This is a genomic window from Shewanella sp. cp20 (genome assembly GCF_000832025.1).
In the GTDB taxonomy this organism is placed as follows: domain Bacteria; phylum Pseudomonadota; class Gammaproteobacteria; order Enterobacterales; family Shewanellaceae; genus Shewanella.
Genome location: NZ_JPII01000017.1, coordinates 309,049 through 329,607, shown reverse-complemented (window position 1 = coordinate 329,607; position 20,559 = coordinate 309,049). Strand labels below are relative to the sequence as shown.

The 20,559-nt window shown below is 52.1% G+C and carries 14 protein-coding genes, 3 tRNA genes and 1 pseudogene; 6 read left to right on the top strand and 12 right to left on the bottom strand.

Annotated features, from left to right (window positions below; genetic code table 11):
* Positions 1-20: 20 nt before the first annotated feature.
* The 7 genes and pseudogenes from lon to DB48_RS06055 all read right to left on the bottom strand — a co-directional run bounded on the left by lon (position 21) and on the right by DB48_RS06055 (position 6,427).
* Positions 21-2,377 (bottom strand): annotated as a pseudogene (gene lon / locus DB48_RS06085) (endopeptidase La).
* A 126-nt stretch (positions 2,378-2,503) separates the two neighbouring features.
* Entirely contained in the window at positions 2,504-3,784 is a 1,281-nt protein-coding gene (gene clpX / locus DB48_RS06080; RefSeq protein WP_041509384.1) for an ATP-dependent protease ATP-binding subunit ClpX, read from the bottom strand.
* A gap of 84 nt (positions 3,785-3,868) precedes the next feature.
* The gene (clpP, locus tag DB48_RS06075; RefSeq protein WP_041509383.1) at positions 3,869-4,480 is read right to left on the bottom strand and encodes an ATP-dependent Clp endopeptidase proteolytic subunit ClpP; all 612 of its coding nucleotides are present in this window, start codon (positions 4,478-4,480) and stop codon (positions 3,869-3,871) included.
* An 89-nt stretch (positions 4,481-4,569) separates the two neighbouring features.
* Positions 4,570-5,874 (bottom strand): trigger factor, encoded by a 1,305-nt coding sequence (gene tig / locus DB48_RS06070; protein WP_041509382.1) that lies wholly within the window; start codon positions 5,872-5,874, stop codon positions 4,570-4,572.
* A gap of 252 nt (positions 5,875-6,126) precedes the next feature.
* Positions 6,127-6,202: transfer RNA gene (locus DB48_RS06065), tRNA-His, on the bottom strand.
* Positions 6,203-6,210: 8 nt separating this feature from the next.
* Positions 6,211-6,287 (bottom strand) — tRNA-Arg (locus DB48_RS06060).
* Between the two features lie 63 nt (positions 6,288-6,350).
* Positions 6,351-6,427, bottom strand: a tRNA-Pro gene (locus DB48_RS06055).
* A gap of 344 nt (positions 6,428-6,771) precedes the next feature.
* Between DB48_RS06055 and folD the strand changes: the two genes are divergently transcribed.
* Entirely contained in the window at positions 6,772-7,626 is an 855-nt protein-coding gene (gene folD, locus DB48_RS06050) for a bifunctional methylenetetrahydrofolate dehydrogenase/methenyltetrahydrofolate cyclohydrolase FolD (RefSeq protein WP_041509381.1), read from the top strand.
* 359 nt (positions 7,627-7,985) lie between these two features.
* On the opposite strand, the gene cysS is transcribed toward folD, so the two are convergent.
* Positions 7,986-9,365, bottom strand: a complete 1,380-nt coding sequence (cysS, locus tag DB48_RS06045) for a cysteine--tRNA ligase (RefSeq protein ID WP_041509380.1) — start codon at positions 9,363-9,365, stop codon at positions 7,986-7,988.
* Between the two features lie 263 nt (positions 9,366-9,628).
* On the opposite strand from cysS, the gene DB48_RS06040 reads away from it, so the two are divergent.
* Together DB48_RS06040 and DB48_RS06035 are read left to right on the top strand one after the other, a co-directional pair.
* Complete coding sequence (locus DB48_RS06040) at positions 9,629-10,123, top strand: peptidylprolyl isomerase (RefSeq protein ID WP_041509560.1); 495 nt, start codon at positions 9,629-9,631, stop codon at positions 10,121-10,123.
* A gap of 18 nt (positions 10,124-10,141) precedes the next feature.
* Positions 10,142-10,870, top strand: coding sequence for a UDP-2,3-diacylglucosamine diphosphatase (locus tag DB48_RS06035; RefSeq protein ID WP_041509559.1), 729 nt, complete (start codon positions 10,142-10,144; stop codon positions 10,868-10,870).
* Positions 10,871-10,903: 33 nt separating this feature from the next.
* Here DB48_RS06035 and miaE read toward each other — a convergent pair whose 3' ends face one another.
* Positions 10,904-11,668 carry a tRNA isopentenyl-2-thiomethyl-A-37 hydroxylase MiaE gene (gene miaE, locus DB48_RS06030; RefSeq protein WP_041509379.1) on the bottom strand — a complete coding sequence of 255 codons (765 nt, stop codon included), beginning with the start codon at positions 11,666-11,668 and terminating at the stop codon, positions 10,904-10,906.
* A 250-nt stretch (positions 11,669-11,918) separates the two neighbouring features.
* On the opposite strand from miaE, the gene DB48_RS06025 reads away from it, so the two are divergent.
* Positions 11,919-12,515: a Yip1 family protein gene (locus DB48_RS06025; RefSeq protein WP_041509378.1), complete on the top strand. Its 597-nt coding sequence runs from the start codon at positions 11,919-11,921 to the stop codon at positions 12,513-12,515.
* 119 nt (positions 12,516-12,634) lie between these two features.
* Here DB48_RS06025 and glnS read toward each other — a convergent pair whose 3' ends face one another.
* The 3 genes from glnS to DB48_RS06010 form a co-directional block, all read right to left on the bottom strand.
* A complete protein-coding gene (gene glnS / locus DB48_RS06020) occupies positions 12,635-14,305 on the bottom strand; it encodes a glutamine--tRNA ligase (protein ID WP_041509377.1) in 1,671 nt (556 codons plus the stop codon).
* A gap of 205 nt (positions 14,306-14,510) precedes the next feature.
* Positions 14,511-16,805 carry a Fe(2+) transporter permease subunit FeoB gene (gene feoB, locus DB48_RS06015; protein ID WP_041509376.1) on the bottom strand — a complete coding sequence of 765 codons (2,295 nt, stop codon included), beginning with the start codon at positions 16,803-16,805 and terminating at the stop codon, positions 14,511-14,513.
* Entirely contained in the window at positions 16,798-17,037 is a 240-nt protein-coding gene (locus DB48_RS06010) for a FeoA family protein (RefSeq protein ID WP_011866315.1), read from the bottom strand. The genes feoB and DB48_RS06010 overlap by 8 nt, the downstream gene beginning before the upstream one ends.
* A 399-nt stretch (positions 17,038-17,436) precedes the next feature.
* On the opposite strand from DB48_RS06010, the gene DB48_RS06005 reads away from it, so the two are divergent.
* Together DB48_RS06005 and DB48_RS06000 are read left to right on the top strand one after the other, a co-directional pair.
* A complete protein-coding gene (locus tag DB48_RS06005) occupies positions 17,437-18,399 on the top strand; it encodes a DmsE family decaheme c-type cytochrome (RefSeq protein WP_082035600.1) in 963 nt (320 codons plus the stop codon).
* A gap of 15 nt (positions 18,400-18,414) precedes the next feature.
* Entirely contained in the window at positions 18,415-20,526 is a 2,112-nt protein-coding gene (locus DB48_RS06000) for an MtrB/PioB family decaheme-associated outer membrane protein (RefSeq protein ID WP_041509374.1), read from the top strand.
* The last annotated feature ends 33 nt before the right edge of the window (positions 20,527-20,559 follow it).

Sequence of the window (20,559 nt, the reverse complement as noted above, 5' to 3'; positions counted from 1 at the left end):
CAAATAGGCATTTTCTTGCGTTAGACCAAATTTTTAACAACTTCAAAGCCTTCGATTGGTTGTTCTAACGCCAGCTTAAGCACTTCATCCACCCAACGTACCGGCCTGATCTCAAGGTCGGCCACCACATTGGCCGGGATCTCCTCGAGGTCACGCTCGTTCTCCTTAGGAATCAGCACCAGCTTGGTGCCGCCTCGATGGGCCGCCAGTAGCTTCTCTTTAAGGCCACCGATTGGCAGGACTTCACCACGCAGGGTGATCTCACCCGTCATGGCCACATCGGCGCGCACCGGATTACCGGTCAGGCTAGAGACCAGTGCGGTACACATGGCCGCACCGGCAGAAGGACCATCTTTCGGCGTCGCCCCTTCGGGAACGTGAACATGGATGTCGCGCTTCTCATAGAAGTCAGGGTTAATACCAAGCTGCTCGGCGCGAGCACGCACCACAGTCATGGCGGCCTGAATCGACTCCTGCATCACATCACCCAGTGAGCCGGTATAGGTTAGCTTGCCCTTACCCGGCACAGAGGTGGCCTCGATAGTAAGCAGGTCGCCACCCACTTCGGTCCAGGCAAGACCTGTCACCTGACCAATCTGGTTGTTCGACTCCGCCTTACCATAGTCGAAGCGCTGAACGCCGAGGAATGACTTGAGGTTGTCCTGATTGACATCCACATGTTTCACCGACTTGTCGAGCAGGATCTGTTTAACCACCTTACGGCAGATCTTAGACAGCTCACGCTCGAGCGCACGCACACCTGCTTCGCGAGTGTAGTAGCGAATGATGCCAATAATGGCGCTCTCATCGACGTTGACTTCGCTGGCCTTCAGGCCGTTGCGCTCGATCTGCTTAGGCAGCAGATGCTGCTTAGCAATGTTGAGTTTCTCGTCCTCGGTATAACCCGACAGGCGGATAACTTCCATACGGTCCAGCAGTGGCCCAGGAATATTCATCGAGTTAGAGGTCGCGACGAACATCACATCAGAGAGATCGTAATCCACTTCCAGATAGTGATCGCTAAATGTCGCATTCTGCTCTGGGTCTAACACCTCAAGCAGCGCCGATGCCGGGTCGCCACGCATATCGCTGCTCATCTTATCGATCTCATCGAGCAGGAAGAGTGGGTTCTTAACCCCAACCTTAGACATCTTCTGAATCACCTTACCCGGCATTGAGCCGATATAGGTACGGCGATGACCTCGGATCTCGGCTTCATCTCGCACGCCGCCGAGCGCGACACGCACGTATTTACGGCCTGTTGCCTTGGCAATTGATTGTCCCAGCGAGGTCTTACCCACACCCGGAGGGCCCACCAGACAAAGGATAGGGCCTTTAAGCTGCTTCACGCGGCTCTGCACCGCCAGATACTCGAGAATACGCTCTTTGACCTTCTCAAGACCATAATGGTCGGTATCCAGCACGTCCTGCGCCTTGGCCAGATCGCGCTTAATCTTAGAGCGCTGTTTCCAAGGAACTGAGATCATCCAGTCGACATAGCTGCGCACTACCGTGGCCTCGGCCGACATAGGCGACATCATCTTCAACTTGTTGAGCTCGGCGGTAGCCTTCTCTTTGGCCTCACTCGGCATGCCGGCTTCTTCAATCTTGCGGGCCAGGGTCTCGAACTCGTCGTGAGACTCGTCGATATCCCCAAGCTCCTTCTGAATCGCCTTCATCTGCTCGTTGAGATAATACTCACGCTGGCTCTTCTCCATCTGCTTCTTGACGCGGGAGCGGATACGCTTCTCCACCTGCAGCAGATCGATTTCCGACTCCATCATGGCCATCAGGTATTCCAGACGCTCGGAGACGTTTACCATCTCGAGTACCGCCTGCTTGTCTTCCAGCTTCAACGGCATATGAGCCGCCATGGTATCGGCTAGGCGCGCGGCCTCATCGATGCCCGACAGTGAGGTCAACACCTCTGGCGGGATCTTCTTGTTTAGCTTGATATAACCTTCGAACTGGCCGATGGCCGAACGTACCAGCACCTCCTCTTCCTTATCGGCAAGTTTTCCGATTCGAGGTATTGGGCGGTCGCCACAAAAAATTCGGTCTCTTGAGTGTACTTGTCGATTCGGGCCCGTTGGCCACCTTCGACCAGCACCTTCACCGTGCCGTCAGGCAGTTTGAGCAGTTGCAAGATAGAGGCGACGGTACCGACCTCGAAGATATCATCGCTGGTCGGTTCATCTAATTCAGCATCGCGCTGGGCCACTAATATAATCTGCTTATCTTGCTCCATCGCCGCTTCCAGGCAGCGAATAGATTTTTCCCGACCGACAAACAGGGGAATAACCATATGGGGGTAAACCACCACGTCTCTCAATGGCAGTACCGGGAGTTCGATTCGCGCTTCACGCTCTAAGGTCATAGCTCGATTCCGTTTGGTAACAATATTAATGAGTATATTGGGGTGTTTCAGTGGGTTTCAATGGCAAAAATAAAAAAAGGAGCCCACTGGACTCCTTTATGTTTGTTTCGCTTGGTGTTAGCCGAATTATTGTTCAGCCACAGCCGCTTGCGTTTCGTTGGCTTCGTAGATGAGGATAGGAGCCGACTCGCCCTTAACCACAGACTCATCGATAACCACCTTGGCTACGTTTTCTGTCGATGGCAGGTCGTACATGATATCCAGCAGTATGCCTTCGACGATTGAACGCAGACCACGAGCACCGGTTTTACGCTCCATTGCCTTCAGGGCAATCGCCTTGAGCGCATCTTCTCTGAACTCCAACTCGACCCCTTCCATCTCGAATAGCGCCGCAAACTGCTTAGTCAGGGCGTTCTTAGGCTCAGACAGGATCTGAATCAGGGCGGCTTCATCCAGCTCAGCCAGCGTAGCCAGTACAGGCAGACGACCGATGAACTCAGGGATCAGGCCGTATTTCACCAGATCTTCCGGCTCTACCTGCAACAACACATCAGAGATGGTCGCCTTATCGGCCTCGCCTTTCACCTCGGCGCCGAAACCAATGCCGGTGCCTACATGAGAGCGCTGCTCAATCACCTTCTCAAGGCCCGCAAAAGCGCCGCCACAGATGAAGAGGATCTTAGAGGTATCGACCTGCAAGAACTCCTGCTGAGGATGCTTACGTCCGCCTTGGGGCGGTACGGCAGCCACTGTGCCTTCGATCAGCTTAAGCAGTGCCTGCTGCACGCCTTCACCGGACACGTCGCGGGTGATCGATGGGTTATCTGACTTACGGCTAATCTTATCGATCTCATCGATATAGACGATACCGCGCTGCGCCTTCTCGACATCATAGTCGCATTTCTGTAGCAGCTTCTGAATGATGTTCTCGACATCCTCACCCACATAACCGGCTTCGGTCAGCGTGGTCGCATCAGCCATGGTAAAAGGCACATTCAAGAACCGAGCTAAGGTCTCGGCAAGCAGCGTCTTACCACTACCCGTTGGGCCGATAAGCAGGATGTTACTCTTGCCCAGCTCGACACCATCTTTCGGCGTAGCATTCTTTAAACGCTTATAGTGGTTATATACAGCAACAGATAAGACTTTCTTAGCCTTCTCTTGACCTATGACATAGTCATCAAGATGCGCTCTGAGCTCATGTGGCGTAGGTAATCTATCTTGATCTTGCTTTGGCGATATCTCACGGATCTCTTCACGGATAATATCGTTGCAAAGCTCTACACACTCGTCACATACATACACAGAAGGGCCGGCGATGAGCTTACGAACCTCATGCTGACTCTTTCCACAAAAAGAGCAGTACAGCAGTTTCCCGCTATCACCGTTACTTTTGTTGTCGCCCATTAGTTTACCTCTTTTGCAGTTTCACTCACTGCACAATTCTTCTCTTACGCCTTTTACTGATCATAGCTCAGCAAGCAACAAATATCAGCCTCGTTTATCGAGCACAGAGTCAACCAAACCGTAGGCTTCCGCCTCGGTGGCACTCATGAAATTGTCACGATCCGTATCGCGCTCGATCACTTCCAGCGGCTGGCCAGTATGGTCGGCAAGCATCTGGTTTAGCTTATTCTTGATGCCCAAAATCTCTTGTGCATGAATCGCGATGTCAGAAGCCTGACCTTGGAAGCCACCTAATGGTTGGTGGATCATGACACGTGAGTTAGGCAGACAGTGACGCTTACCCTTGGCACCGCCGGCAAGCAGGAAGGCGCCCATACTGGCGGCCTGGCCGATACACACAGTGCTAACGTTAGGCTTGATAAACTGCATGGTATCATAAATCGCCATCCCCGCCGTAACCGAGCCACCAGGAGAATTAATATAAAGATAGATATCTTTATCTGGGCTCTCAGACTCGAGGAACAGTAGCTGAGCAACGATCAGGTTAGCCATATGTTCTTCAACCTGACCGACGAGAAAGATCACCCTCTCTTTGAGCAGACGAGAATAAATATCATATGAACGTTCCCCTTTGGCAGTTTGTTCAACAACCATAGGCACAAGTGCATTCAGTACTGATTCTGGCGCATTTTGCATTATTAACTTCCCTAAATAAAAACGGCCCGCATGAGGAGCCTCATACGAGCCATTATAAATGGCTAACAGCCATTTAAGTCAAGCATAGGTTACGCGCGACCAGTAGCCTTGTTCATAAATTCTTCGAATTGAACTGCTTTCTCGGTAACCTTAGCTGATTTCAGCAGTGCTTCAACGGCTTGCTCTTCTAGGGCAACGTTGCGCATGTTCTGCATCATCTCTTGGTTGTTATTGTAGTACTCAATAACTTCCGTTGGATCTTCATAGGCAGAAGCCATAGAAGCGATCAGCGCTTGAACGCGCTCGTCATCAGCTTTCAGCTCGTTAGTCTTGATCACTTCGCCAAGTAGCAGACCCACTTTTACGCGGCGCTCAGCTTGCTCGGTGAACAGGTCAGCTGGCAGCTCAGGCATGTTAGCGGCTTGGTTGCCGAAACGCTGCATAGCTTGTTGACGAAGAACGTTAACTTCACCATCAATCAGAGCCTTAGGCAGTTCGATTTCGTTTTGCGCTAGCAGACCATTTAGCACCTGATCTTTCACGTTGGCTTTAAGCGCTTGCTCAAGCTCACGGCTCATGTTCTTACGGATCTCAACTTTCAGCGCTTCCAGGCCACCGTCGGCAACGCCGAACAGCTTAGCGAACTCGTCGTTCACTTCTGGCAGGTTAGCCGCTTGCACTTCTTTCAGAGTGATAGCGAACTTAGCCACTTTACCTTTCAGGTTTTCGGCGTGGTAGTCTTCAGGGAAAGTCACTTCGATATCGAATGCTTCACCTGCCTTGTGACCTTCAACACCAGACTCGAAACCTGGGATCATACGGCCGCTGCCTAGTTGTAGTTCGAAATCTTCAGCCTTGCCGCCTTCGAACTCTTCACCGTCGATAGAACCAACGAAGTCGATCTTCGCCTTGTCGCCTTCGGCAGCTGCACGGTCAACCGCTTCGAAAGTAGCGTGTTGCTTACGCAGGGTTTCGATCATAGCGTCAACATCGGCGTCAGTTACTTCGGCAGTTGGTTGCTCAACTTCAATCGCATCTAGACCTTTTAGTTCTACTTCTGGGTAGATTTCGAAAGTAGCAACAAACTGGAAGTTCTCAGCATCGGTCTCACCAGGAACGAAAGTTGGTGCACCCGCTGGGTTTAATTTTTCTGCGATGATGGCTTCAACGAAGTTACGCTGCATCACTTCACCAGTGATCTCTTGACGAATCGCTTTACCATAACGCTTGTTGATCACGCTTACAGGTACCTTGCCTGGACGGAAACCAGGAATACGTGCACGCTTAGCTTCATTTTTCAAACTATCAGAAACGGCTTTTTCAATCTGCTCAGCAGGAACAGAGATAGTTAGGCGGCGCTCTAAACCTTGTGTTGTTTCTACAGAAACTTGCATTGTTTTACCTCGAAATATGTCAAACGTCTTTTGTAATAGCCGAATCATCAACTATTAAGGTATTCGTTTCTTGATCTAAAAAAACGACTAAAATGCCTTGGTAACTGGGTTTGGCAGTCGTCGCACATAGTTGAAATTTATCAAGACGCGACATTATAGCCACGGTTTTCGGCATAGTCGAGCCTCAAAGCCCTAATTACGGACGTAAAAAAAGCGACCAGAGGTCGCTTTTTTTATTTTCTTCGAATGAAGTGGGGTGACTGATGGGACTTGAACCCACGACAACCGGAATCACAATCCGGGGCTCTACCAACTGAGCTACAATCACCACTGATTTGGTACGCCCGGCAGGATTCGAACCTGCGGCCATCCGCTTAGAAGGCGGATGCTCTATCCAACTGAGCTACGGGCGCGTCGTTATGAACTTGGTTCATATCCTAACAGGGCAAATAACGTCTCCACGTTATTTAAAAATTTGGTCGGTGATAGAGGATTCGAACCTCTGACCCTCTGGTCCCAAACCAGATGCGCTACCGGACTGCGCTAATCACCGAGAATCTATTCTTGACCATACACAGGGTGTCGTCGAGAACGGAGCGCATATTATCCCCTCATATGGTTAGCGTCAACGATTTTTTTGCAATGCCTGCGCGCCTGACTATTTAAACAGCTATCCGAAACTTTATTAAACAATTAAGGCAAATATCAGGGCATTTAGTCGATTTCAGCCCACATCCTGTCGTCTTACACAAAGCAGAGGAGCACTGTAGCCAGGCCGACATTATCCATATATTAGAACTGACTGTTATCGAGCGAAGTCAATGACAGTTCCCCCCCCCCCTGTTAAAATGTCGCCGATTTTTTATTATCGCGCCATATTAAGGAAATCCACCCCCCATGACAGCCCAAATAATCGATGGCAAAGCGATTGCTCAATCCATTCGAAAGCAACTGAGTGCCAAAGTAACCGCCCGCAAAGAGGCCGGAAAACGTGTGCCGGGATTAGCCGTTATCTTAGTGGGAGCCGATCCCGCCTCTCAGGTCTATGTCGGCAGCAAGCGCCGCGCCTGTGAAGAAGTCGGCTTCCTGTCACAATCTTTTGACCTGCCTACCGAAACCTCGGAGGCCGATCTGCTCGCCCTGATCGACAGATGCAACGAAGATCCAAGCATAGACGGTATCTTAGTTCAGCTGCCACTGCCGGATCATATCGAAGAGTCGAAGGTGATCGAGCGGATCCGTCCCGATAAAGATGTCGATGGCTTCCACCCATACAACGTGGGTCGTCTGGCTCAACGCATCCCAGTGCTGCGTTCTTGCACGCCGATGGGGATCATGACGCTTATCAAATCCACAGGTGTAGACACCTATGGCTTAGACGCAGTCGTCGTAGGCGCCTCTAACATCGTCGGCCGCCCCATGACCCTGGAACTGCTGCTGGCCGGCTGTACCACGACCACCTGTCATCGCTTCACCCGTGACCTCGAAGATAAGGTACGCCGCGCCGATCTGCTGATCGTTGCCGTGGGCAAGCCTAACTTTATTCCTGGTGAGTGGATTAAACCGGGTGCCATCGTTATCGACGTGGGGATCAACCGTTTAGAGAGCGGTCAGCTCGTGGGCGATGTGGCATATGATGTGGCCGCCGAGCACGCCAGTCATATCACCCCCGTTCCGGGTGGTGTCGGCCCTATGACCATCGCCAGCCTGCTGGAAAATACCCTGTACGCCGCCGAAAACTATCATGACTAACTATCATGGCGAATAATCACGACCAATGATCGCGATTCATATTAGGGATTAATATCAGGGGCTAATATCAAAAGTTAGTACCAAGAACTGATATCAAAGACTGATATAAAAGGCTTTAGTTAAGCCGCCGGCCCCTGAAACAAGAAAGCCTGCACTAAGTGCAGGCTTTTTTTATTCCGACCTTTATAAGAAGGCTTTATACCAATCGTAATAAACAATTGATCATTCTAGCTTGTTAAAACGCTCGATAACTGTATTAGTATTTTTAATTGTAGAATAACTACTTATCTAAAAATCCTGCTTTGTTCTCAAGCGTTTTTCCTGCGCTATTTCTGATCACATATTTACTGTGATTGGTATTACTTCTTACGCCAGGTGGTGCCGCCGGGGCCATCTTCCAGGATCACGCCCAGGGCATTCAGGCCATCGCGAGCCACGTCGGCCGCGGCCCAGTCCTTCTCGGCGCGGGCACGGTTACGCTCGGCGATCAAGGCCTCGATCTGCGCCACCTCATCCTCAGTGCCCTCCCCCTTAAAGAAGCTATCCACATCCAGCTCTAAGATCCCTAGCACGTCACCCAGCTGCTTCATGCTCACACCCAGGGCTGAGGCCGCATTCATATCATCGGCCTTGAGGCGATTGATCTCACGGGCCATATCAAACAGCACAGAGTAAGCCTCAGGCGTATTGAAGTCGTCGTCCATCGCCTCTTTAAACTTGGCCACATATTCCTCTGCCGGCGCCGCCTCTACGCTCAGATCCAGATCTTTGAGCGCGGTATAAAGACGCTCTAGGGCTGCCTTGGCTTGCTTGAGGTTATCTTCCGAGTAGTTTAGCTGACTGCGGTAATGGCCCGACAGCAGGAAGTAACGCACGGTCGAGGCATCATAATGCTCGAGCACATCGCGAATGGTGAAGAAGTTATTGAGCGACTTAGACATCTTCTCCTTGTCCACCATCACCATGCCCGTATGCATCCAATAGTTGACATAAGGGGTGTCGTGGGCACAGCAAGATTGCGCGATCTCATTCTCATGGTGGGGGAACTGCAGATCTGAACCGCCGCCATGAATGTCGAAATGCTCACCCAGATGCTTGCTGTTCATCGCCGAACATTCGATGTGCCAGCCAGGACGACCAGGGCCCCATGGCGAATCCCATGTCGGCTCGCCCGGCTTGGACATCTTCCACAACACGAAATCCATAGGATCGCGCTTGTTCTCGTCAACCTCGACGCGGGCGCCCGCCTGCAGCTGATCGAGATTCTGTCCTGACAGACGACCATATTCAGGGAATGACGCCACACTGAAGAGCACATCGCCGTTAGCGGCTATATAGGCATGATCTCGCTCGAGCAGGCGCTCGACCATCTCGATGATCTCAGGCATATGCTGCGTCGCACGGGGCTCGAAATCGGGGCGCTTCATATGCAGGGCATCGAAGTCATGATACATCTCTTGTGTCAGACGCTCGGTCAGCGTGTCGCAGCTCTCGCCGTTCTCGGTGGCTCGCTTGATGATTTTATCGTCGACATCCGTGATGTTACGATGAAAATTCACGTCATAGCCGATATATCTTAGGTATCTGACGATCATGTCGAAAGCAACAAACGTACGTCCGTGACCTATATGACACAAATCATATATGGTTACCCCGCAGACATACATGCCGACTTTACCTGGCTGTATTGGCTTAAATTCCTCTTTTTTGCGGGTAAGACTGTTGTATAGCTTCAACATTGATATTCTCTACAGATAATTGACAACAAATAGGCCGCTCAGTCTACCACCTGCAAACGGCCGCTTCCAGCGTGATTGCGTGAATCTAAAGCGTTTTTTGTGCCCTCGCACATTCTTCACACCCGACAGCGTAAAATGCGAGAGTAGATCGGGCTGTAAAGCATGTTCGCAGGGATAAAATCACGCCATCCCTTTATGCGCCCAGGTTAATAGGCTAGAATCTGGCGCTATCTGAATAAGTAACCATGATGAGATACAGTCATATGATCACAATGCAAACCAACCACGGTGTTATTAAACTCGAACTCGATGCCGAAAAAGCACCAGCAACCGTAGCGAACTTCATCAAGTACGCAAAAGACGGTTTCTATGACGGCACCATCTTTCACCGCGTAATCGACGGTTTCATGATCCAGGGTGGCGGCTTCACCGAAGATATGTCGCAAAAGCGTTGCAACGAAGCGATCGAGAACGAAGCCAACAATGGTCTTTCTAACCTTGTCGGCACTATCGCCATGGCCCGCACCTCTGATCCTCATTCGGCCACCGCGCAGTTCTTCATCAACATCAACGACAACACCTTCCTCGACTTCAAGTCTGAGTCGGTACAAGGTTGGGGTTACTGTGTGTTTGGTAAAGTCACCGAAGGCATGGATGTGGTTAACCAGATCAAGGCTGTTGCTACCGGCAACCGCGGCATGCACCAAGACGTTCCGCTAGAAGCTGTCGTCATCGAAAGCGTGACCGTCGAAGAGTAATCACAGGGCCGACACTTGTTGAACTACACCCTGTTTGTGGGCGACCTGCACCTCAGTGCCGATCGCCCCGATATCCTAAGCGCCTTCCATCAATTTCTGAGCCAAGATGTCACCCACTGCGACGCCCTCTATATCCTGGGGGATCTGTTTGAAGTATGGGTGGGAGACGATATCGCAGAGCCCTTTGCCCTGGAACTAGCCGAGCGCTTAAAGCAATTCTCGGTTCACACCCCAATCTACTTCATCCATGGCAATCGCGACTTCCTCCTGGGTAAAGCGTATGCCGAGCGTTCGGGCATGACACTGTTACCCGAGGTATATTGCCTAGACCTCTATGGTCAGCCTAGCGTGTTGCTCCATGGCGATAGCCTGTGCACCCTAGATAAGGCCTATCAGAGATTCCGCCGTTTTAGAAATATGTCTTGGGCCAAATTTATCTACAATCACCTGCCTAAGTCGAAGCGCATCGCCATTGCTGACAAGCTGCGAAGCAAGAGTAAGCAGAGCAATCAGCTCAAGAGTTATAGCATCATGGATGTGGAGCCCTGCGCGGTAGCACAGCTCATGGCGCAAACCGGCGCTAAACGCATGATCCATGGTCACACCCACAGACCCGACATTCACCAGCTCGCCAATAATGGCCAGCGAATCGTGGTGGGAGACTGGTATGAGCAAGGCAGCGTATTAAAAGTGAGTCCCGAGCAGGTGAGCCTGCAAAGCTTGCCTTTTAGCGAAACTGACGCCTAAGGCGTTCATTCGCCTGCCTAGATTAAGTGTACCTTAGCAAGGCCTTCCCGAATGAAACTTAAACTCACTGTCTGGCGCGCTTATCAGCTCGGCTTCCAGCCTGGCGAAATGTGCCACACGCTCGTCAATATTCTCCAAAGATATGGCCTGGGCCAACACCAGATAATCTTGATAGTGACGCGCCTCCGAACGTAGCAGGGATACGTAGAACTTACTCAAGCCTTCATCGAGATGGGGGGCCAGCTTGGCAAAACGCTCACAGGATCGCGCCTCGATAAAGGCGCCGACGATCAGCTTGTCCACTAAGGTCGCCGGTTCGTGGGTGCGCACCCCACGCATCATCCCTCTTGCGTAACGCCCGGCGGTGAGATTTTGATAGGGTATGTTACGTGCCTGCATGATCTCCAGCACCTGTTCAAAATGGTGAAACTCTTCCTTTATCAGACGCACCATCTTTGCAATAAGGTCTGGGCCATAATCGACTCCAGGCTTGGCAGTGAGTTCACCCACCAGCTCATTTTTCTTCACGTCCCGCGCCAGAAAGGCATCTATGTCCCGTGACTTGTTGTAAACGAATTCCTCATAGGGCTTAGCCCACTCGAGCAGCTTATCACCACTTGCCTTATCGACCGCGTACTTACGGATCAAAAACATCGCCGTCTGAGCCGCCTTGAGCTCACAGTTACAGTGATCGATAAGCAGCGCAGCAAGCTGCCCGCTCTGGCTGGCGAGTGCAATCCACTCATCTGGGGTTTCACATTGTAGGAACTGCTTTATCGGCGCTAATAAGGCTTGCATGACACACTCGGGGGTTAAACGGACAGACGCCGACTATTCTACCCTTAAAAGATGGTCTTAGGCAGGTCCATCTGCCTAACAGATGAAAGTTAGCTTGACTAGTCTAAGTTTATGTTCAATAAATAAACTATGTCAGTCCTTATGGGGCTGTTTGGGAGCCTGAGGTCTATTGGGTAGCAGACCAACAGGCAATGCGGGTTCGTCTGAAGTTTGGCGAGCACAAAATGAAAGCTGAACAAGGATAATTATAATGATATTAAATCACTTAATGGGGTTATACACTCATCCGAAAGAAGAGTGGCACACAATTGAGAAAAACCACGAAGCGCTGAGAAGCAGTCTTAGCCATGTCCTGTTGATCGCCCTCATTCCGGCCGTCTGCACCTATCTTGCCTCCACCATGTTCGGCTGGAATCTAGGGGTATCAGATCCCCTCTTCCTCACTAAGCAAAGCGCATTGATGATGTCGATCAGCATGTATTTCGGCCTGATCGCCGGGGTCTTCGCCCTGGCCTACCTGGCCTACTGGATGGCAAAGACCTTCGATGCTCAGCCAAGCTACACGCAGGCGATAGAGCTGGCAGCCTATACCGCCACACCACTCTTTATGGTGGGTCTTGCAGCCCTGTATCCTGCGCTCTGGTTTATGATGATCGTAGGCCTGGTGGGGCTGACCTACTCTGTGTACCTGCTCTACACCGGGGTGCCTATCATAATGAACATTCCCGAAGAGAAGGGCTTTATCTACGCCAGTTCGGTCGTCACCGCCGGCCTTGTGCTGTTAGTCGCCCTGATGGCCTCGAGCGTCATCCTCTGGAGCTTCGGCTTAGGCCCTATGTATCAATAGAAGCTATCGATAAGAGCAGGTATCAATAGAAAAAGTATCAGTAGCCGACATAGGTTAACCTGAGATACAAAAAAGGCTTTAGGATTCACCTAAAGCTTTTTTTAGTACCAAGCGTTAACTTAGTTAGAAGAATCCCGCAGAGCAACCGTCAGGTTAAAGACCAGGTGTTCAGGCGATGAGTCTTTACTGTCGGCGCAGAAGTAACCTTCACGCTCGAACTGATAGGCCTTCTCGGCCTCTGCATTAATCAGGCCTGGCTCGACTAAACCATGCTTGACCACCAAGGACTCAGGATTTAACACCTCATCGACCGTCTCGGCTGCCGCCGGATTTGGCTGATTAAAGAGTCTGTCATACAGACGGAACTCGGCTGGTACGGCACTTGTGGCCTCAACCCAGTGGATCACCCCTTTCACCTTACGGCCATCGGCAGGATTCTTACCTAGCGTCTGATCGTCATAGGTACAGTAGATGGTGGTGACATTGCCAGCCTCATCCTTGTCGCAACGCTCAGCCTTGATCACATAGGCATTACGCAGGCGCACTTCCTTGCCCTGAACAAGACGCTTGTATTTCTTGTTGGCTTCTTCACGGAAATCGTCGGCATCGATATAAAGCTCGCGACCAAACACCAGCTCACGCTGCCCCATAGACTCTATGCTTGGGTGTGCTGGCGCCGATAGCTTCTCAACTTGCCCTTCTGGGTAGTTTTCGATGACAACCTTAACCGGGTTGATCACCGCCATGGCGCGAGGTGCATGCTCGTTCAGCTCTTCACGAATACAGGCATCCAACATGCTCACTTCGACCATGTTCTCCTGCTTAGTCACGCCGATACGACGGCAGAACTCACGGATAGCAGCAGGCGTATAGCCACGACGACGCAGACCGGCAATGGTCGGCATACGTGGGTCGTCCCAGCCCGATACCAGGCCACGAACCACGAGGTCATTGAGCTTACGCTTAGACATCAGGGTGTATTCCAGATTCAGGCGTGAAAACTCATATTGACGGGTACGGTTTGGCGCCTGGAAATCATCCAGGTTATCCAGCACCCAGTCGTACAGACGACGGTTGTCCTGGAACTCAAGCGTACAGAGCGAGTGCGTGATATCTTCCAGCGCATCAGAGATACAGTGGGTGAAATCATACATAGGATAGATGCACCACTTGTCGCCAGTCTGGTGGTGATGGGCGAAACGGATACGATAGATCACAGGATCACGCATACACATGAAGGGTGATGCCATATCGATCTTGGCTCGCAGTGCACACTCACCTTCTTTAAATTCGCCCTTACGCATCTTCTCGAATAGCGCTAGGTTTTCTTCGACAGAGGTATCACGATAAGGACTGTTCTTACCAGGCTCCTTCAGGGTGCCACGGTACTCACGAGTCTGCTCACCATTGAGGAAGCAGACATAAGCTAATCCCTTCTTAACCAGTTCTACCGCGTACTGGTGCAGCTGATCGAAATAGTTAGACGAGTAACGGATCTCACCATCCCACTGGAAACCTAACCAATGCACGTCTGCCTGAATAGAGTTAACGTAATCGATATCCTCTTTCTCAGGGTTGGTATCATCAAAACGTAAGTTACATAGCCCCTTATAGTCCTGCGCCAAACCGAAGTTTAAACAGATCGATTTTGCGTGACCAATATGAAGATAGCCGTTTGGCTCGGGCGGAAAACGTGTGTGCACTCGGGTGTGCTTACCGCTCTCTAAATCTTCATCTATGATGTTACGAATGAAGTTACTAGGACGTACTTCGGTGTCCACATGACTCATGGAAATCCTCTTTGCGAACTCTATTTCATCGGGCGCACAGCTGCCGCTCGAGACTAATGGGAGAAAACCTGCATATTCCTACAGATTTCGCTTCGTTACAACGGCCAAATCGCAAAAACTGCCATGATTTAGCGCAAAAACAGAAAAGCAGCGAATTATCGCTGCTTTTCTCGGTTTAACAAGCTGTTTTACATCAAGCTTAAATCTACTCTGTCACCACGTTGATCACAGGTATGATGGTCTGAGCACGCTGCCCCTTGCGCTTGAGCCACAGGTAGAAGACCACCAGCGCGACTAAGAAGAAGCCGATCCACAGCCCAGACTGCAATGGGTGCGCCGCAAAAGTCATCGCCTGATAGAAGATGGTCGCAGTACCGTAAGCCAAACCGAAGGTCCAGGTGGCCGCAAAGGTTGCCCAGCGCGGTCCAAACTCACCCACCAGGGCGCCCATGGCCGCCACACAGGGGGTATAGAGCAAGATGAACAGCAGGTAAGCAAAGGCTGCCGTCACACCGCTAAAGCCACTCTGCAGTGCACTAAAGGTTGAGGTATCAACATCCAGCTCGCTCGAGGCTGTCTCTATGCTCTCGATATCACCAACAGACATTGACAGCGGATCTTCAGGCGCGATGCCAAACAGGTTTTCAGGAATGGTCGCCAATGCTTCACTAAAGCTCTCTGACAGCGGCGCCAGATCTTCCTCTTCACCACTTGCGGTAGAGTAGAGGCTATTGAGCGTACCTACCACGGCTTCCTTCGCGAAAATCCCCGTGATAATACCCACAGTTGCCGGCCAGTTATCCTGCTCTATGCCCATTGGAGAGAAGAGCGGAGTCACCTTCTGACTGGCCACACTGAGCACAGACTCAGAGCTGTCTTCGTGGCCGAAGCTGCCATCGACACCGATTGCGTTGATGAAGTTAAGCAGGGTGACCACGATAACGATCGTCTTACCCGCGCCTAGAATAAAGCTCTTAGTACGCTTACCGGTTCTTGCCATCACCGCCTTGAATTTAGGTGTCTCGTAGTTAGGCAATTCCATCACCACGGCGCTGCTGCTGCCCGGAAGCAAGGTTGAACGTAGCAGTAAACCCGTTCCTATCGCGGCCAGCACACCAATGATATACAGCAGAAACACCAGGTTCTGACCCGACTCGGGAAAGAAGGCCGCCGCAAACAGGGCATAAACCGGTAGACGTGCACCACAAGACATGAAGGGCGCCATCATACCTGTCACGATGCGCTCGCGCTCGCTGCCTAAGGTACGGGTTGCCATGATGGCAGGTACCGAGCAGCCAAAACCGACGATCATAGGCACAAACGCCTTGCCCGGCAGACCGATACGACGCATCAACCCATCGACCACGAAGGCGGCGCGCGCCATATAGCCCGAGCCTTCCAGCACAGAGAGCGCCAGGAACAGAGCGGCGATCACGGGAATAAAGGTGGCAACGGTTTGGATACCCTGCCCTATACCGCCGGCAACCACAGTTACCAACCAGGCTGGAACACCGATATTGGTCATCAGGGCGCCGAGGTGATCGACAAACAGGGCACCAGCCGTGATGTCGAAGAAATCGATAAAGGCGCTACCGACGTTAATACTGAACATGAACATCAGGTACATCACAAACAGGAACACGGGTACGCCTGCTATCGGATGTAACACCAGCTTATCTAAGCGATCGCTCAGAGTGAGCTGCTCACTGTCTTTCACCGATTGATTAAACACCTGCTGCACGAAATCGAAACGTGTGGTGGCCACCATGATCTCGATATCCTTGCCCTGCGCCGCTAGGCGCCCGGAGCACTGGGACACCTCCGACAGCATCTGACCATTCTTACACTGGCCACAACCCAGGCCGTTGCCCATCATCGCCAGTGCGCGGCCTCGGCTGAGTTGGCTATCGCGCTCAAACAGCGCCTTGATGCCCGCCTCAATCTCGGCGTCGTAATTTAGTACCAATGGCGCCTCAGAGACCTTGCCATCTAGCAGATCTACCACCTGGGCCTGTACCTGCTTGATGTCGCTGACATCGCGAGAGCAGACGGCGATCACTGGGCAGCCTAGCTGCTGGCTCATCTTGTCAATATCGACCTCGATCCCCTGAGCCTTGGCCGCATCAATCTTATTGAGCACCACCACCATAGGAATACCAAGTTCGCGCAGCTGCACAGTCAGATACAGGTGACGCTCGATGTTAGTAGCATCCACTAGGTTGATGATGCCATCCATCTGCGCCTCGGCCAGATACTGCTGAGCGATCTGCTCATCGAGGGAGCAGTCACAGCTGCTACCAGCAGGAAGCAGATCATAGATACCCGGCAAGTCTGTCAGCAGCACCTGGGTATCATTCAGGGTAAAGGCCCCTGTCTTCTTCTCAACTGTCACCCCAGACCAGTTACCCACCTGCTGGTTAGCCCCAGTGAGGGCATTAAAGAGTGTTGACTTACCCGCATTAGGATTACCAACGGTCACACAATGAAATTGTTTAGCCATGAGCCAGCTCCACCTCGATTACTTCTGCCAGATCCTTACGCATGCATAACTTACTGCCACGAATGGCCAACTCTAATCCCGAGCCCAATGGTGCTCGTCGTAATAGGGTCAGAGAGGTGTTTGGGGTGATCCCCATAGATAAAAGCTTGCGTTTCACTACCGCAGGCAGGCTAATCTGGCCCACCTCGGAGATCACAGCACTATCGCCAGGCTTTAATTCGCTTAATTTCATATTGCAACTCTACCTTTTCAGGTCTCGATAAATCTGAACTACACCAGATTCTAACGGAGCAAGGCTTCCAATAACTTTATCTAGATCAATATTTATGATTGGAAACGATAATAATTTTCAATTGTATTTTATATTATGTGACAGATATCTCAATCAGTAAACGAGATTATCAAATGAGAACCATTTTCATTAGCGGCCAATTCTACGTCCCAGCTCTCGCGCTTAGCGTGATCCAGATCACATAAAGTGCTAATTCGCTCAAATACCTCATTTTTAACCGCGATTTATCGGCACAAAATTTACACATTCGTCACAAATCCAACCTATTATTTAGCTTTGGTAAATTAGTAATTCATAAAGATAACAACTAAAAACCTCACTGTGCTTGGATGGATGATGATGAAAAAGGAATCTAATTGGCAGTCAGCCCTCTGGCTAACGGCCCTACTCGCGCTAACTCCCCTCTTTAGCTTGTTCGCTCAGGCGACTCCCTGGGACAAGATGCCAGCTGAAGAGGTGGAGAAGATCCTCGATAACAAATTTGCACAGGGGCAGTACTCCCCCAAGGGCGCCGATAGCTGCCTGATGTGCCATCGCAAGAACCAAACCGTCATGGCACTATTTGACGGTGTACATGGCAATCCCCAGGTAAAAGGCTCTCCCATGGCCGACCTGCAGTGCGAAGCCTGCCACGGCCCCATGGGGAAACATAACCGCGGGGGTAAGGAACCTATGATCACCTTCGGCGCCAATTCCCCTGTTCCCGCCGAGAAGCAAAATAGTGTCTGCATGAGCTGCCACAACGATGACCAGCGCATGGCCTGGAGTGGCAATCATCACGACAACGCCGATGTCGCCTGTAGCGACTGTCATCAGGTACACACGGGTCATGACCCTATCAGCGACAAGACCCAGGAGGTCGCCGTCTGCACCAGTTGTCATGCCCAGCAAAAGGCCGACCTACATAAGCGCAGCAGCCACCCAATGAAGTGGCAGCAGATGGTCTGCAGCGACTGTCATAATCCCCACGGCGGTCTGGGCGAGGCCAGCCTGAAGCAGATGAGCATCAACGACAACTGCTACGCCTGTCACAGCGAGAAGCGTGGGCCTAAACTGTGGGAGCATGCGCCCGTCACCGACAACTGCGCCAACTGTCATAACCCCCACGGCAGCGTCAACGAGGCGATGTTGATCGCCAAGCCCCCTCAGCTTTGTCAGCAATGCCACGCCAGCGACGGTCACGCCGCCAATCCGGTATTTGCCAACAGCCCCAATGCCTTTAACGGCGGCCGAAGCTGCCTGAACTGCCATAACCAGGTGCATGGCTCCAACCATCCATCGGGCAAATTACTGCAACGTTAATGAGGGAGCATAGCGATGAACAGACAAGACCGCACTCAAACACGCGCTTGGCCACTCAGCCTGCTGGCCCTCTCTATTATCAGCAGCCTAGCGACGGCACAGGGCTACGATCTGGCATCGGCCAACCGCAGTCAGGTGAAGATGGACGCCTGGAAATGCCAGCGCTGTGAGATCAAGGATGCAACCACAGGTGAGATAGGCGTCGGCGTCGCCTACAACGACGGCAGCGACAGTCGTTTCGGCAACACCACAGGCACAGATACCGATGGCGTTGTGGCGAGTCTGGAGGCAGATCTGACCCACAAGAAGGCCTCTGGCTATCAGACCCAATTTAAAGCCGACCGTCTAGGCTATGATGCCGGCTCTGCCAGCTTAACGACCGGACGCCAGGGCCAATACCAGATAGCCGCCAGCTATCGAGGTTTTGCCCACTTCGATAATAATGATGCGCTCAGCCCCTATCGGCTGAATGACGGCAGTTGGCAACTCCCTAGCCAATGGCAGAGCGCGGCCACAACCGATCAGATGAATAGCCTGAATGATAGTCTGATGGCGACCGAGCTGAAGCTCACCCGAGATCGCTACCGTCTCGACGCCGCCTATAGCGGCAGCTTCTATGAGGCCAGTCTCGGCTACCAACATGAGAAGCGCCAGGGCAATCGCCGCGCCAGTGCCAATCTGCTCACCAACAGCACCATGTTGGCCGAGCGGGTCGATGATAACAGCAAGCGCATCGAGGGTAAGCTCTACTTTCGGGGCGACCAGTGGCTGACCGGCATAGATGCCGAGCTTAGCCATTACCAAAATGATATCAACGCCCTGCATTGGCAATCGGCCTTCAGCCCCACCTTCGGCGCCGCCTACTTCGGCCAGAGCGCCGTCGCCCCCGACAACAAGGCCTACCGGGTGGCGGCTCACAGCCAGTTCTCGGCTCCGGGGCAACAGGTGCTGATGCATCTAGGCTTTAGCCGCATGACCCAAGATCAAACCTATCTACCGGCAACCATCAACGGCCCCTCCCCCATGCTACCCGCCGCTAATTTAGACGGCCAGGTGGATCTGCTGGAAATGAAGCTTAAGTATCTTGGTCGGCTCACGCCAGAGCTCAACCTCAGGGTCGGCTACGACTATCGCGACAGAGACAACAAGTCTGAGACATTGAGTTATCCGCAGATAGTCACCGACAGCTACTACAGCGGCGATAGGCGCAGCCAGGCCTATGACCGTACCCGCCAACAGGCGAGCCTGGGGGCTAAATACCGCTTTACCCGCAGCCTCTATCTGGATCTGCAATATCAGTATGAGCACAACAACTACAACGCCCTCGACCGCGACAGCCTGCAGGCATCGGAGCTTACCGCCAAGCTCAATTACCGTATTAATTCTCAGTGGCAAACCTGGCTCAAGGCCGAGTATGAAGATCGTGGCGGCAGTGAATATCAGGGCTCGAGTGCCAGCAATCGCCCTAATAATCCGCTGTTAAGGCGCAGCTATCTGGCGGACCGTGAACGCCAGCGCTATGGCCTCTACACCAGCTATAACGGCGAGGCACTAAGCGCCACGCTTAATCTGCACCTGATGCAGGATGACTACACAGACACCCAGATAGGGCTTACTGGTGTCGACAGCCAGGGCTATGATCTCTCGGCCAGCTATGCCCTGAGTAAGCAAGTTAACCTCAACGCGTTTATCAATCAGGATTGGCGCGACAGCGATCAGGCTGGCAGCAACAACTTCGGTAGCGCCAACTGGTATGCCAGCACCGAGGATAAGGCCACCCTTATCGGCGCGGGAGTTGACTATGATGCCCTGCTGGAAAACCGCCTGCGTCTCGGACTCAACTACAGCTATAGCGACGGCCAGAGTGACACAGAGGTCAGCCAAGGCCTGCACAGCCCCTATGGCAGCTATTATGCCACCCGGCACAATCTCAACGCCTTCGCCGACTTTAACCTCAGCGACAGCCTGGGGCTAAGGCTTGACTGGATCTTCGAGCAGTACCAGGACGCCGACTGGGCTAACGAGAACCTGTCGCCAAGCAGCATACCGAACGTATTGACCTTCGGCGATCTAAGCCATGATTACAACGCCCACTACTTTGGAGTGACCCTGAATTACCAGCTGTAATTCGGTCCCCCTATGCCAAGGAAGCGATGATGA

Coding starts and splice junctions, on each gene's coding strand:
- clpX (WP_041509384.1), bottom strand. CDS start 3,784: ATGGGCGACAACAAAAGTAACGGTGATAGCGGGAAACTGCTGTACTGC.
- clpP (WP_041509383.1), bottom strand. CDS start 4,480: ATGCAAAATGCGCCAGAATCAGTACTGAATGCACTTGTGCCTATGGTT.
- tig (WP_041509382.1), bottom strand. CDS start 5,874: ATGCAAGTTTCTGTAGAAACAACACAAGGTTTAGAGCGCCGCCTAACT.
- folD (WP_041509381.1), top strand. CDS start 6,772: ATGACAGCCCAAATAATCGATGGCAAAGCGATTGCTCAATCCATTCGA.
- cysS (WP_041509380.1), bottom strand. CDS start 9,365: ATGTTGAAGCTATACAACAGTCTTACCCGCAAAAAAGAGGAATTTAAG.
- DB48_RS06040 (WP_041509560.1), top strand. CDS start 9,629: ATGATCACAATGCAAACCAACCACGGTGTTATTAAACTCGAACTCGAT.
- miaE (WP_041509379.1), bottom strand. CDS start 11,668: ATGCAAGCCTTATTAGCGCCGATAAAGCAGTTCCTACAATGTGAAACC.
- DB48_RS06025 (WP_041509378.1), top strand. CDS start 11,919: ATGATATTAAATCACTTAATGGGGTTATACACTCATCCGAAAGAAGAG.
- glnS (WP_041509377.1), bottom strand. CDS start 14,305: ATGAGTCATGTGGACACCGAAGTACGTCCTAGTAACTTCATTCGTAAC.
- feoB (WP_041509376.1), bottom strand. CDS start 16,805: ATGGCTAAACAATTTCATTGTGTGACCGTTGGTAATCCTAATGCGGGT.
- DB48_RS06010 (WP_011866315.1), bottom strand. CDS start 17,037: ATGAAATTAAGCGAATTAAAGCCTGGCGATAGTGCTGTGATCTCCGAG.
- DB48_RS06005 (WP_082035600.1), top strand. CDS start 17,437: ATGAAAAAGGAATCTAATTGGCAGTCAGCCCTCTGGCTAACGGCCCTA.
- DB48_RS06000 (WP_041509374.1), top strand. CDS start 18,415: ATGAACAGACAAGACCGCACTCAAACACGCGCTTGGCCACTCAGCCTG.